Source organism: Flavobacterium sp., from assembly GCF_024305175.1.
GTDB lineage: Bacteria > Bacteroidota > Bacteroidia > Flavobacteriales > Flavobacteriaceae > Flavobacterium.
On the sequence record NZ_JAMWYY010000078.1, the window covers coordinates 1 to 12,830 of the forward strand.

The following is a 12,830-nucleotide window of genomic DNA, read 5'->3' on the forward strand; positions in this document are numbered from 1 at the left end:
CCAAGGTTACTCCTCTCCTAAACAATAAAAAAGGAATTAAAGAGTGGAATGTAGATACCGATAATCCGGATAAAATTTTGACTGTTGTACCAAATGGTGCTACACAAGACGAAGTTATGGAAACGGTTAAAAAAGCAGGCTTTACAATAGTACCTATAAGCTAAACATCAAATCCGGGAACTTCTTTAACCTCGCCGGGTTGTAAGTTGCCTAAATGAATATTCCCTATCCGTACCCTTACCAGGCGCAGTGTAGGAAAACCCACAGCAGAGGTCATTTTTCGTACCTGGCGAAATTTGCCCTCTGTTACTGTTATAGCTACCCATGATGTGGGGCCGTGGCGCTCATCCCTTATTTTTTTGCTGCGCTCCGGTAGTTGTGGCGCATCAATCTTTTTTGCCGAGCAGGGCAGGGTAGTATAACGGATACCTTTAAAGCCTATTTCTACACCCTCCTGCAACTGCTTTACAGCTTCGGGGGTAATAAGCCCGTCAACCTGTGCATAATATTCCTTTTCTACTTTTTTGCTGCGCACTATTTCGCTCATCATGCCATCGGTAGTTAGCAGCAGTAACCCTTCAGAATCCTCGTCGAGCCTGCCAATAGCCATAGTTCCTTCAGGAAAATCGTAAAATTCGCCAAGCAGCTTTTTATTACGCTTCAGGTTATAAACAAACTGGCTCAGGTAGCCATAAGGTTTGTAGATGATATAATGATGGTGCATATTAATCCTTTAATGCGCTAAAATTAAAAGCATCTGCAATATCATCAGGAATCTCGTCTTTGTTGTTTATTTTGTTGTATATTTTCATTGCTTTTTTAAGCAACTTCTCATCATTTTGTTGTTCCGAAAGCTTTACAAGGGTATAACTGTAGTAGGCATTATACTGGTCGCGATCTTTAAATGTATCCTTTATTTGTTCAAAGTATTCTTTTGCAAGTTCATATTTCCCTGCGTGTGATAATAACATGGCTTTCAAGAAATTAGCATCATCATTTACGGGTTTCCTGGCAATTTTATAGTTTTGTATAGCCCTTTCTATTGCTAAAAGGCCGTTATCAAAATCTTTAATGAAAAGAGATGTAAGCGCCACGCCATAAAAGCCTTCAGGGTCTTTAGGAAAAAACCTTACCATTTCATTATACTTTTTTCTTGCAAGATCTGTCAGTCCCACATTCATTGCTGCAACAGCCATATTTAATTTAAACAATGAAGACTGATTACCGGAAAGGCTGTCTGCTACATAGTAAAACGTCAGGGCTTCTTTCCACTGGTTTTGTAATCTGAGGCTGTAGCCCGCTAAAAAATAAGCATCACAGCATAATGTATCCTTTTCAATGGCATCTATAAACAGACGGGTGCTTTTACGATATGTATCGTTACTATTATCATAATTATTTCGGAGCAGCACCAGCCCGAATGTCATTCTTTCGAGCGCTGTCTCATTATTGCTGCCGCAAACAAGGCTTTTGCCATCAAAATAACTCTGCTGGCCTTTAACTGTTAAGACAGATAGTAGGGCAACAATAGCTAAAATCTTTTTCATCAGTTATGTTGCTTTATTACCCGTACCCATGTACTGTCCAGAGTCTGAAGTTTTTTATATACACCCCATTCGTGCAGAGCCCCAAATACCAATACAATTTTATCGTTCTTTTCTTCCATTATCGCCTTAGCCAGGCTTTCATCCCTGTAACCCCTTATAATGGCATTAACCTGGTCATCAGGTTCTTTACCACATTCATATTTTTCGTCAGGTCGCAGGTTATAATCGCATGGGTTTAACCGTATTTCTCCGTATCTCGATTCATATTCTGCAATAAGTTCATTAACCGGTACATCCTGTACACGGTCTTTAGTAAGGTCAGCACCCATCAATGTATATTTTGGCTGGTTCATAAGTCCTTTCCTGTTTTTGAATCTCCTGCCCATAAGCCTGTTATTTACAGTATCAAGATACCCTATTGTGTCAATACTTACACCCACCATCTTACGGAGTTTAAGATCCATGATCTTCTTCTGTTCATCTGTAAATGAATCTCTTATTTTTACACTTTCATAAAAAACAATATATCCTTCATTATGCAGGCTGTCTGTTAGCCTGTGCACATCATCATAAAATTCTTTTAACCCTATATGGCGCATGGGTATAAATACTATTGTCTTTTTGTTGTTAGTGTAAGCAGTGGGCTCTGCTTTAGTATTATATGCCCCAATTGCGTGTAAACTCACGTTAAGACAGGAAGTGCAAACAAGAAGGAATACAACAGCTGAAAGTATTTTTAATTTCATTGCTAAGCAGTAGTTGGGTTGAATAATCCGTAAATATAAAAATTTAGCAAAATAATAGTGTATGCTGCTACTGTTTTTTGCATAACCACATAGGTGAAATATCTTGTTTGGTAAAGAAAACTTAAAGATTAGGTAAAACTTTTATTTGTGAATGTACCGAGATTAGCACTGCTAATTTTATAATATGGGTATATTTAATAAAAAAGAGAAAAAGCTGAGGAAGGAAATTTTAAAGCGTAACCTTTCAGATTGTAAGGATACATTAAAAGAACTTACCGAACTGTATGATGACCTTAAAGAATCGTATGGTACTATAGACACTGTTACGGAAGAATTTACAGTTTTTGCAGAAAGTATTACAGCTAATCTTACTGCTGAAGATGCAAAAAAACTACAGATGTTCTCATTAAAACTTAAAAAAGTGGATAAATGTGCACGTGATGCTGTTAGGGATGTGCGCGATGTACTGCGTATACACAAGAAGAGGCTGAAAGAGCTTCAGAATGAAATTAGATAGCCCTGCCGCTTTTTGAAAGGCAACAGGGCATTTCACACCCCGAAACTAAAATGGATTTTTACTTAACGTTATCGTCAGTAATTTTTCAGTTTTCAAATGTAAACAGTTGCCGTTGGCGAAAAAATCCCCATAAGTGGGTATTTTTAGCAAGGAATTAAACAAAAAAAATCCCCGCATTGCGGGGATTTGATATAATGTACAGAAGAGTAAATTATCTCCTTCTTTCTTTGATCTTAGCTTTTTTACCGGTAAGATCCCTGAAGTAGAAAATACGTGCCCTGCGCACTTTACCTCTCTGGTTAAGTTCAATTTTTTGTAAAGCAGGCATGTTGATAGGGAAGATACGCTCTACACCTACAGAACCTGACATTTTACGGATAGTGAAGGTTTGCGTCATACCAGTACCTCTTTTCTGGATAACAACACCTTTAAAGAACTGGGTCCTTGTTTTCTCACCTTCTTTAATTTCGTAGTACACAGTGATTGTGTCGCCTGAATTAAACTCAGGAAAATCTTTTTTTGCTACAAATTCTTCTTGTACGAATTTTACTAAATCAGACATGATTTCTAAAAATTAATAGTTTGAATCAGAGCAACATACACGCATTTCGTCAGAGGTTGGTCCGAAGTGGGTGCAAATGTACTAAAAATTTCTTTCGGGCAAAATTTTTTTAGAAGAAACTGAGGAGTAAACAGGGAAGAGGCAATAGTAAAAAATTCCCCATTCCAGCTTAACTGTAGATTTTTTAATTTTGGCTATTGGCTATTGGCTATTGGCTATTGGCTATTGGCTATTGGCTATTGGCTATTCCAGTAAATCCGGCCTTCTGTTTTTGGTGTGCTCCACTGCCATGTCTTCTCGCCATTTGTCTATATTGGCAGAATGTCCGCTTAGTAACACATCCGGCACCTTCCAGCCCTTATATTCGGCAGGGCGGGTATATACCGGTGGCGCCAGCAGGTTATCCTGAAAACTGTCGGTAAGTGCAGAAGTCTCATTGCTCAATACGCCAGGTATAAGCCTTATAATAGCGTCTGAAAGCACCGCCGCGGCAAGCTCGCCACCTGACAGTACGTAATCTCCTATTGATATTTCACGGGTAATAAAATAATCACGTACGCGTTGGTCAACACCTTTGTAATGCCCACACAATATTATGATATTTTGCAGTAAAGACATTTGGTTCGCAATACCCTGATTTAATGTTTCGCCATCTGGGGTCATATAAATAACCTCATCATAATCACGCTCACTTTTCAGTTTACTGATGCAGGCATCTATAGGTTCTATACTCATTACCATACCGGCACCACCGCCAAACTGGTAATCATCTACATTTTTATGTTTGTTTGTACTGTAGTCCCTAAGGTTGTGCAGGTGTACTTCTACAAGCCCTTTATCAATCGCACGCTTTAAAATTGAGGCTTCAAAGGGGCTTCTTAATAGCTCGGGCAGTACAGTAATGATGTCGATTCGCATTTAATCAGCTAATTTTTCAATATGCAAATGTAGCAATAATAGGGAAGAGGCAAAAGGCAAAAGGGAATAGCAAAAATATATTCACTTAGTTGTCTTTACCTGGCGAATATTAATTTTGGCTAATGGCTAATGGCTAATGGCTAAAACTACTTAAACCCCAAACTGCCTCAGGTGATGGTCAAGGTGTTTCCATTGCAGGTAATCCCACTCCTGCATGGTCATTTCGCCAAAAAAAGGATGCTTGGTATTTTTGATAGAAGCATGGCCTTCGTGAGCAAATTTTTTTACAAGTAGTATAAGTTCGGCTCTTGCTTTGTCAAAATCAGGCTCGTGTGTAATCCTGAACTGTTTAACTGTAGGCAAATCGCGTGCAAAAGGCTGCGGATTAGACAGTTTCTTTTTCATCATTTTACCGAACAAAAAGCTCATGAGGTTAGGCTTAAGATTAAGTTGACCATATGATACTTTTATAGGCTGCTGGCAGTGCTCCAGCATTTGACTTACTGTCATTTTGCCCCACTGCGAAAGTGTTATGGGTGTTAATGTTTCTATCCGTGCTATTATCTTTTGATTTCCCTGAGGGTCGAAAACGCTTTCCATAATACGTATTTTTAAAGTCAAATATAAGAATTAATCGTCATGGTTTTTCGGCAAGAAGGGCGTATACCATTGGCATTTTATATGCTAATTTTGCAATCCTGAATTTCCCTTTTTCCGTCTCTTCCATACCTGAAAAACAATTGTATGGGCTATAATCATATTCCTTTACGTCCTTTATATGTAGCCCTTTTTTCAGCAGGTTGCCTATAACATCGCTTATGCTGTGATTCCATGAAATTATCTCGGTAGTAATATCAGCGTCATTGTCAGTATAAGTACCGTTTATTGTTTCATGAATAGCCTGCTTATTAAAATAGCTATAAGTCACGCAATCAAAATTATCATCAAACATCCAGACTACAGGGTGAAACTCTGCAAAAATAAATTGCCCTCCGGGTTTCAGGTAACGGTCAATAATACCGGCCCACTTTTCAAGATCAGGAAGCCATCCTATAGTACCATATGTGGTAAAAACAATATCAAATTCTTCATCCAGATGATCCGGAAGGCTGTAAATATCGCAACAGATAAAACGTGCGGGTATATTTAATGAAGCAGAAAGCTCATTGGCTTTATCAATAGACACATCTGACAAATCTACGCCCGTTACTGTAGCCCCCATCCTCGCTAATGAAAGTGTATCCTGCCCAAAGTGGCATTGCAGGTGTAATATCTTTTTGCCTTTAATATCTCCAAGCAGTTCAATTTCTATACTGTTCAGGCTCGATTTTCCTGCTGTAAAAGCAGGCATATCATAAAGTTCAGAATCAACATGTACGGGAGTCCTGTTATTCCACGCATTTTTATTTATAGCTAAGTAATCCTTTTCCATCAGATTATAATTAGGTGTTTTCAAATTTACACTTTTGTTATGATCTATCGGATTCGCAGGTAGGAATATTATTCGTAAATTTGCCGTTTACAAACAAAAATCACAACTGATGGAAAACGGAATTTACGCAAAATTCAATACTTCAAAAGGCGCAATACTGGTAAAGCTTACACATGATAAAACTCCCGGTACGGTGGGTAACTTTGTAGGGCTTGCAGAAGGTAACCTTGAAAATAACGAAAAACCGCAGGGCAAGCCCTATTATGACGGGCTTAAGTTTCATCGTGTTATACCTGATTTTATGATACAGGGCGGTTGCCCGCAGGGCAGCGGTACAGGTGGCCCCGGTTACAACTTTGATGATGAGTTCCACCCGGAGCTTACCCACAGTGGCCCCGGCGTACTTAGTATGGCGAATGCCGGCCCTGGCACTAACGGTTCGCAGTTTTTTATTACGCATGTAGAGACTCCGTGGCTTGATAATAAGCATACTGTTTTTGGCCATGTGGTAGAAGGGCAGGATGTAGTGGACAGTATTGCGCAGGGCGATAAGATAGAAAGCCTTGAAATTATCCGCGAAGGCGACGAGGCTAAGCAATGGAATGCTGTTGAGGCTTTCCGTACTTTTGAAGGGTCGCGTGAAAAACGCCTTTCAGAAGCCAAAAAAAGGGCCGAAGAACAACTTGATAAACTTGCTGCCGGTTTCGACAGGACAGAAAGCGGACTTAGATATAAGATAATTCAGAAAGGAGAAGGTAAAAAAGCTGAAAAAGGCAAAAAAGTATCGGTACACTACAAAGGTGCATTGGAAAACGGACAGGTATTTGACTCTTCTTACCAAAGAAAACAACCGATTGAGTTTCAGCTTGGCGTTGGCCAGGTTATTACCGGCTGGGACGAAGGTATTGCCCTGCTTCAGGTGGGCGATAAGGCACGTTTTGTTATACCGTCTCACCTTGGTTACGGTTCCCGTGGTGCAGGTGGCGTTATACCGCCGGATGCCACGCTTGTTTTTGATGTAGAATTAATGGATGTAAAATAATCCAGGAATAATAAACAAAAAAGCCGCCTTTATACGGGCGGCTTTTTTAATGGAATACTTTTTGAAAGAAGCTGTTATAGTAGTATTTTTACAAATATTTATAAAACGATGCGATACTTAGCCATACTGTTTTTACTGCTTTCTGTAGGTGTGCAGGCCCAGTTCGGGCAAATGCACTGCGGATATGATTTTACATCTTACGTAGTGTTGGATGTACATGAAGCAGGCAAAACCGAAAATATAAAAAACCTGCGCATTACAGTTGTAGACAGCCTTGGGCGCGATGTTATCAATGCCAATAACGCCTACAGCTTTAAAAATGCCAATAAGCCGCTTGAGTTTTACCTTAATTACCGTATTGGTAATGATAACAAACCACTGCCTGATGGCGCCACAACAACAAAGGAGCGCTGGTTTTTCCCGTTTGCGAAAGATAATTATCTGCTGTCTGTTGCCAATACATTTCCCGCCGACCGTTTTAGCATTAAAGTCGAAGATATAGACGGTGATGAGAATGGCGGTAAATATAAAACCGTAACCATACCTTTATACAGCTATAATATGTATGTGCTTTGCTCTAACGAGAGCCAGCAGGCTACTGTTAAATTCGGGCGTAAAATGAATAAGCCCATTGATATTGTCTTAGAAAGGGAAACCCCATAACCCCAAAGGGGAATAATTTACCAAAATATCAATTTACTAATGTATCAATGCACCAATTGATTGTATTTATAAATTGCTACATTTTCAAATTTTTAAATTGACTAATTTTCAAATTAACATGTTAACCTGGGAGGAATTTGAGAGAACGGAAATGCGGGTAGGGACAATTATTGAAGTTAATGATTTCCCCGAAGCGCGAAAGCCTGCATACCAGCTTACAATAGATTTTGGGGAAGCAATAGGCATACGCAAATCATCTGCGCAGATAACAAAGCGCTACACGAAAGAAAACCTTACCGGCAAGCAGATAATAGCTGTAGTGAACTTCCCAAAAAAACAGATTGGCAAATTTATGAGCGAATGCCTTGTGCTTGGGGCCGTGGGGCAGGAGGGCGATGTTGTATTGCTTTCACCCGATTTTAAGGTAGAGAACGGCCTGCGTATAGCATAGTATAAAAAGTATAACTGCTCTAAAATCTTGTGTTTTAGAGCAGTTGTTAATTATACAATTTCAGCGCTTAGTCCTGCTTCAAGCAGTTGTGTGCACTGCGGTTCCAGTTCTTTATACTCTCCTGTTTTAACTGTGCATTTGCCTTTATAATGCACAATTATAGAACACTGCTCAGCCTGCTCCGGAGTATGGTCGCACACTCTTATCAGGGTTTCAATTACGTGGTCAAAAGTATTTACATCATCATTATACAAAACAATTTCGTTGTTAGAAGCAAGGCTCTCCTCGAGCAGTACCTCTTCCGAAACTTTTTCAATAGTACTCATAACATTGGTAATTAATAAACTAAACGCTAATTTACATATTTTAGGGCAACCCAATTATTTTTTTTCAGCTTTTTTGCCAGTTTCAGGCCCTTTGCCGCACACGATTCGTCTATAAAAGGAATGTCTTCTTCATAAAATCCGCTAAGAAAAAGCATACCTTCCGGATTAAGGCAATCGGCATATTGCTGCATATCGTTCAGCAATATATTGCGGTTAATGTTGGCAATAATAACATCATATTTTTTGCCTTCCAGCAAAGCTGCATCGCCTTCATAAACCGATATATGTTCGCAGTTATTACGCTCTGCATTTTCAATCGAGTTAAGGTAGCACCAGTTATCTATATCAATGGCATCAATTGGTTTTGCACCTTTCATCTCCGCTAAAATGGCAAGTATGGCAGTACCACAGCCCATATCAAGTGTTTTTTTACCTTCAACATCATTTTCCAGCAGGTGCTGCACCATCATAAATGTGGTTTCGTGGTGGCCGGTGCCAAAGCTCATTTTGGGCTCTATCACAATATCATACTGTGCATCTTTTTTTTCATGAAAAGGAGCCCTTACATAGCAAATACCGCCAACATCAATAGGTTCAAAGTTTTTCTCCCATTCCTCATTCCAGTTTACCTGTTCTATTTCTTCTTTGGTATAGGTAACCTTAAAATCATCAGATTTCAGTATCATAATAGCATCAAGCAGGCTTTCATTCCAAAACTCTGACTGTATGTAGGCAGATATGCCATCTTCGGTTTCTATAAAACTTTCAAACGGTGTTTCGCCCAGTTCGGCAATTAAAATTTCTGCCCCGGGTTCTTTTGGGCTTATGGTAAAATGGAGGCCTATGTAGGAAACTGACATAATTAAATTTTTCGCAAAAGTACTATTAACTACTCTTGGCTTCAAAAAAATTAATAGTAAGTTTGCGAAAATTTAATCTTGGCGACATTTTCATGACCCGCCGCATTAAACACACAACACAAAAATGAAAAAAATACTGCTGCTGTTTTTTTTATTCTTAACTATTTCTTCTGTTGCACAGGTAACTATAGAGCGTACTAAAACTAATAACGACGTTAAGCTTTCGGCGCTGCCTTATTACAGCTATGGCAGGGGCCTTGGGCTTACTTCTCCCGACAGCCTTTTCCAGTTTAATATTCGTTTCCGTATGCAGAACAGGATGACCTACCTGCAGGAAGAAGATACCGAAGGGGCAATAGACGGACAGATACGCCGCCTCCGCCTTCGTTTTGACGGTTATGTGGGCGATCCCAAATTTTTATATGCCATACAGCTTTCTTTTGCCCCCGGAGATGTGGGCGAAGTGCAGGAAGGGGAGAATGTAAATATTATACGCGATGCTGTTTTATTTTACAGGCCCAACAGGCACTGGAGCATAGGCTTCGGGCAGACAAAGCTGCCGGGTAACCGCCAGAGGGTAAACTCATCAGGAGCATTACAGTTAACCGACAGGACTATTAACAACGCCCGTTTTAATATAGACCGTGACTTTGGTTTCCAGGTGCATAACTTAAATGAAGCTTTTGATAAGTTCTCCTATAACTTTAAGGCAGCCGTTAGTATGGGGGAGGGCAGGAACTCTACCGAAGATCCTGATAACGGATTGGCTTATACAGGTAAAGTAGAGCTTTTCCCATTGGGCGCTTTTACAAGAGATGGCTCTTATTTTGAAGGAGACCTTGTAAGGGAAGCTACACCTAAACTTTTGTTTTCGGGTGCTTACCAGTTTAATAATAAGGGGAGGCGCACTCAGGGCCAACTGGGTACAGAACTATACGATAAACGCGATATGCAGTCGATATTACTTGATGCCATGCTAAAATACAGCGGATGGTCTTTCCAGACAGCCTACATGCAGCGTATAGCAGATAACCCTGTTACTTTTAATCCTCTGGACGAATCGGACGTGCAATATGTATTTACCGGGCATGGCTTCGATTATCAGTTAAGCTATTTATTTTCTTCCGACTATGAGATTATTGGCAGGTTCTCTACACAGCGTGTTGAAGACGATATACATTTTTATACTCCCCACACCAACCAGTACAGCCTCGGCTTAACCAAGTATATCTGGGAACACAGTTTTAAGATGCAGGGCGAATTTACGCTTAACGACATGGAGTATTTTAACGGCTCTAACAGGCAGGACTGGTACATCCGTTTTCAGGTTGAAATAGGGATATAACTACTGCTATATCGTTATAATTGCTAAATTTGCAGTGTTATAATAACTTACAGGTATGTTACAGGCAGAAAGCACAACCGTTACCGGCACATTAGAACAATATTTCAGCAAATTCAGGCAAAATATTATTGGCATAGACCAGGAATTCGACTCGCCGTTTGGCAGAAAAAAAATTGTTTATACCGACTGGACTGCCAGTGGCAGGCTTTACCGCCCTATAGAAGAAAAGCTTATTAACGAATTTGGCCCTTTTGTTGCCAACACCCATACTGAAACCACGGTATCGGGTACGGCAATGACGAATGCCTACCATGAAGCGCGCCACATTATTAAACGCCATGTTAACGCCGGGCCGGATGATATACTGATTACAGACGGATCGGGCATGACAGGGGTAATCAATAAGTTTCAGCGCATACTTGGCCTTAAAGTCCCTGAAAACCTAAAGCCTTACACTCAGGTTCCCGATGAAAAAAGGCCTGTTGTATTTGTTACCCATATGGAGCACCACAGCAACCAGACTTCGTGGCTGGAAACTATTGCCAAAGTGGTGGTAATACCTGCCTGCCCCGAAGGGCTTATTTGCCTTGACAGCTTCGCGGAACTTTTGGAAAAACATAAAGACCATACGCTAAAAATTGCTTCTGTAACAGCCTGCAGTAACGTTACCGGCATAAAAACACCTTATCACCAGATAGCTAAAATGATACATGGCTACAATGGTGTCTGTTTTGTAGACTTTGCCTGTTCTGCGCCTTATGTTGCAATAGATATGCACCCGGGTTGCGATGAAGACTCTGCACTTGATGCCGTATTCTTTTCACCACATAAATTTTTAGGAGGCCCCGGTACTTCGGGAGTACTCATCTTTAATAAAAAGTTATATAAAAATATGGTGCCCGACCATCCCGGTGGCGGTACCGTTAGCTGGACTAACCCCTGGGGTGAGCATAAATACCTTGATAATATTGAGGAACGCGAGGATGGCGGAACACCCGGCTTTTTACAGGTTATAAAAACTGCGCTTGCCGTTAAGCTTAAGGAGCAGATGGGAGTACAGAATATATTGAAGCGCGAACAGGAAATTGTAGATTATATATTTGAAGAACTGGGCACTGTGCCTAATATAAATATACTGGCACCACAACACCGCAACAGGCTTGGTGTAATATCATTTTTTATAGACAGCCTGCACTTTAACCTGGGAGTTAAATTACTGAACGACAGGTTTGGCATACAATCGCGAGGGGGGTGCAGTTGCGCGGGTACCTACGGTCATTACCTGCTGCATGTGGATGAAGAAAAATCGAATTATCTTACCAATAAAATTACAGAAGGCGATCTTATCCAGAAGCCCGGATGGATTCGGATGTCTATACATCCTACTACAACAGATGCCGAAATAGAGTATGTGTGCGACAGTATTAAATCACTTGCACAAAATCATGAAGCATGGGCTGATGATTATATATACAACAGGGCTACAAATGAATTTGTACATAAACAAGATACTAAGGAAGCGGGCATTAATATTAAAGAGTGGTTCCTTTTGTAGCAGGCGGATCATTTTTGCGGTGCTTAAAACGCTTATGCGTCCACAAATAAAATTCTGGAGTTTCACGTATATCGTTTTCCAGCATTTTTAAAAACATATCGCTTATTTCATAGTTTGGTATGTCTTTCGGGTTACCTTCAAAAGGTATAAAACGTGCGTTATAGCGGCCTCTTCCTGTTTTGGTGCTCTTAACGAGCATTATATTAAGGTCAAGTTTTTTGGCAAGTATTTCGGCGCCCACGTGCACAGGTACTTCCATGTCAAAAAAATTGCCCCAGTAAATAGTGCTGCTCAATTTTGGCGACTGGTCACTTAAAAAACCATAAAAACCAAGAATACCTTTTCGTTTATGGTCGCGCATTGCGGGTATTATCCTCCGGGTATCTATCAATTCGCCGTCAAACCTGCTGCGGAGCTTCCTTACAAGCTTATCAAAGTACTTGTTCCTGATTGTTTTATAAATGCCAAAACCTTTGTGGGTGGTTAACTGTTTGTTCATTACCAGCATCCATTCGTAGCTGCAAAAGTGTCCGCATAAAAAGGCAATGCCTTTGCCCCTTTCTTCTGTTTCCTTAATGGCCTCAGGATTTTCAATTACAAAACGTTTTTGAATTTCTTTTACCGGTACAGTAATCGTTTTTACCATTTCTACAAGAGTGTCGCAAAAATGATGGTAAAACTTCCGTTCTATTATCCGTCGTTCCTTTACACTAAGGTGTGGCAGTGCCAGCCAAAGATTTTCCCGTACTGTTTTTTTGCGGTAGCCTATTATACGATAAAGTAAAATGTACAATCCGTCTGATAAAAAATATAACACCCTGAAGGGCAATAAAGATATAAGATAGAAGAAGGGGTATATTATTATA

General features: G+C 40.2%; 16 protein-coding genes. 6 read left to right on the top strand and 10 right to left on the bottom strand.

Features of this window, described 5'->3' with window-relative positions:
* Positions 1–160: 160 nt before the first annotated feature.
* Genes Q0K96_RS13745 through Q0K96_RS13755 form a run of 3 tightly spaced genes read right to left on the bottom strand, consistent with a single transcriptional unit; the run spans position 161 to position 2,293 of the window.
* Positions 161–724, bottom strand: coding sequence for a pseudouridine synthase (locus Q0K96_RS13745; RefSeq protein ID WP_297334556.1), 564 nt, complete (start codon positions 722–724; stop codon positions 161–163).
* 1 nt (position 725) lies between these two features.
* Complete coding sequence (locus Q0K96_RS13750) at positions 726–1,547, bottom strand: tetratricopeptide repeat protein (protein ID WP_297334557.1); 822 nt, start codon at positions 1,545–1,547, stop codon at positions 726–728.
* Positions 1,547–2,293: a hypothetical protein gene (locus tag Q0K96_RS13755; protein WP_297334558.1), complete on the bottom strand. Its 747-nt coding sequence runs from the start codon at positions 2,291–2,293 to the stop codon at positions 1,547–1,549. The genes Q0K96_RS13750 and Q0K96_RS13755 overlap by 1 nt, the downstream gene beginning before the upstream one ends.
* Positions 2,294–2,477: 184 nt before the next feature.
* Here Q0K96_RS13755 and Q0K96_RS13760 point away from each other — a divergent pair, with 184 nt between their 5' ends.
* Entirely contained in the window at positions 2,478–2,810 is a 333-nt protein-coding gene (locus tag Q0K96_RS13760) for a hypothetical protein (RefSeq protein WP_297334559.1), read from the top strand.
* 211 nt (positions 2,811–3,021) lie between these two features.
* Here Q0K96_RS13760 and rplS read toward each other — a convergent pair whose 3' ends face one another.
* The 4 genes from rplS to Q0K96_RS13780 form a co-directional block, all read right to left on the bottom strand.
* Complete coding sequence (gene rplS / locus Q0K96_RS13765) at positions 3,022–3,372, bottom strand: 50S ribosomal protein L19 (RefSeq protein ID WP_223052103.1); 351 nt, start codon at positions 3,370–3,372, stop codon at positions 3,022–3,024.
* 243 nt (positions 3,373–3,615) lie between these two features.
* On the bottom strand, positions 3,616–4,290 hold the full coding sequence (gene trmD / locus Q0K96_RS13770) for a tRNA (guanosine(37)-N1)-methyltransferase TrmD (RefSeq protein ID WP_297334560.1): 675 nt from the start codon (positions 4,288–4,290) through the stop codon (positions 3,616–3,618).
* Positions 4,291–4,440: 150 nt separating this feature from the next.
* Positions 4,441–4,890 carry a DUF1569 domain-containing protein gene (locus Q0K96_RS13775; RefSeq protein ID WP_297334561.1) on the bottom strand — a complete coding sequence of 150 codons (450 nt, stop codon included), beginning with the start codon at positions 4,888–4,890 and terminating at the stop codon, positions 4,441–4,443.
* Positions 4,891–4,927: 37 nt separating this feature from the next.
* Positions 4,928–5,722: a class I SAM-dependent methyltransferase gene (locus Q0K96_RS13780; RefSeq protein ID WP_297334562.1), complete on the bottom strand. Its 795-nt coding sequence runs from the start codon at positions 5,720–5,722 to the stop codon at positions 4,928–4,930.
* 109 nt (positions 5,723–5,831) lie between these two features.
* Here Q0K96_RS13780 and Q0K96_RS13785 point away from each other — a divergent pair, with 109 nt between their 5' ends.
* From Q0K96_RS13785 to Q0K96_RS13795, 3 genes are all read left to right on the top strand, one after another.
* Positions 5,832–6,764 carry a peptidylprolyl isomerase gene (locus Q0K96_RS13785; protein ID WP_297334563.1) on the top strand — a complete coding sequence of 311 codons (933 nt, stop codon included), beginning with the start codon at positions 5,832–5,834 and terminating at the stop codon, positions 6,762–6,764.
* A gap of 108 nt (positions 6,765–6,872) precedes the next feature.
* A complete protein-coding gene (locus Q0K96_RS13790) occupies positions 6,873–7,427 on the top strand; it encodes a hypothetical protein (RefSeq protein ID WP_297334564.1) in 555 nt (184 codons plus the stop codon).
* A gap of 118 nt (positions 7,428–7,545) precedes the next feature.
* A complete protein-coding gene (locus tag Q0K96_RS13795; RefSeq protein WP_297334565.1) occupies positions 7,546–7,878 on the top strand; it encodes a tRNA-binding protein in 333 nt (110 codons plus the stop codon).
* Positions 7,879–7,928: 50 nt separating this feature from the next.
* On the opposite strand, the gene Q0K96_RS13800 is transcribed toward Q0K96_RS13795, so the two are convergent.
* Both Q0K96_RS13800 and prmA read right to left on the bottom strand, forming a co-directional pair.
* On the bottom strand, positions 7,929–8,204 hold the full coding sequence (locus Q0K96_RS13800; protein ID WP_297334566.1) for an ATP-dependent Clp protease adaptor ClpS: 276 nt from the start codon (positions 8,202–8,204) through the stop codon (positions 7,929–7,931).
* Between the two features lie 26 nt (positions 8,205–8,230).
* A complete protein-coding gene (prmA, locus tag Q0K96_RS13805) occupies positions 8,231–9,064 on the bottom strand; it encodes a 50S ribosomal protein L11 methyltransferase (protein WP_297334567.1) in 834 nt (277 codons plus the stop codon).
* A 124-nt stretch (positions 9,065–9,188) separates the two neighbouring features.
* Here prmA and Q0K96_RS13810 point away from each other — a divergent pair, with 124 nt between their 5' ends.
* On the top strand, positions 9,189–10,409 hold the full coding sequence (locus Q0K96_RS13810) for a porin (protein ID WP_297334568.1): 1,221 nt from the start codon (positions 9,189–9,191) through the stop codon (positions 10,407–10,409).
* Between the two features lie 55 nt (positions 10,410–10,464).
* Positions 10,465–11,964 (top strand): aminotransferase class V-fold PLP-dependent enzyme, encoded by a 1,500-nt coding sequence (locus tag Q0K96_RS13815; protein ID WP_297334569.1) that lies wholly within the window; start codon positions 10,465–10,467, stop codon positions 11,962–11,964.
* Here Q0K96_RS13815 and Q0K96_RS13820 read toward each other — a convergent pair.
* Positions 11,942–12,830: lysophospholipid acyltransferase family protein (locus Q0K96_RS13820; RefSeq protein ID WP_363317253.1), on the bottom strand; the 889-nt coding region annotated here is incomplete at its 5' end. The genes Q0K96_RS13815 and Q0K96_RS13820 overlap by 23 nt on opposite strands.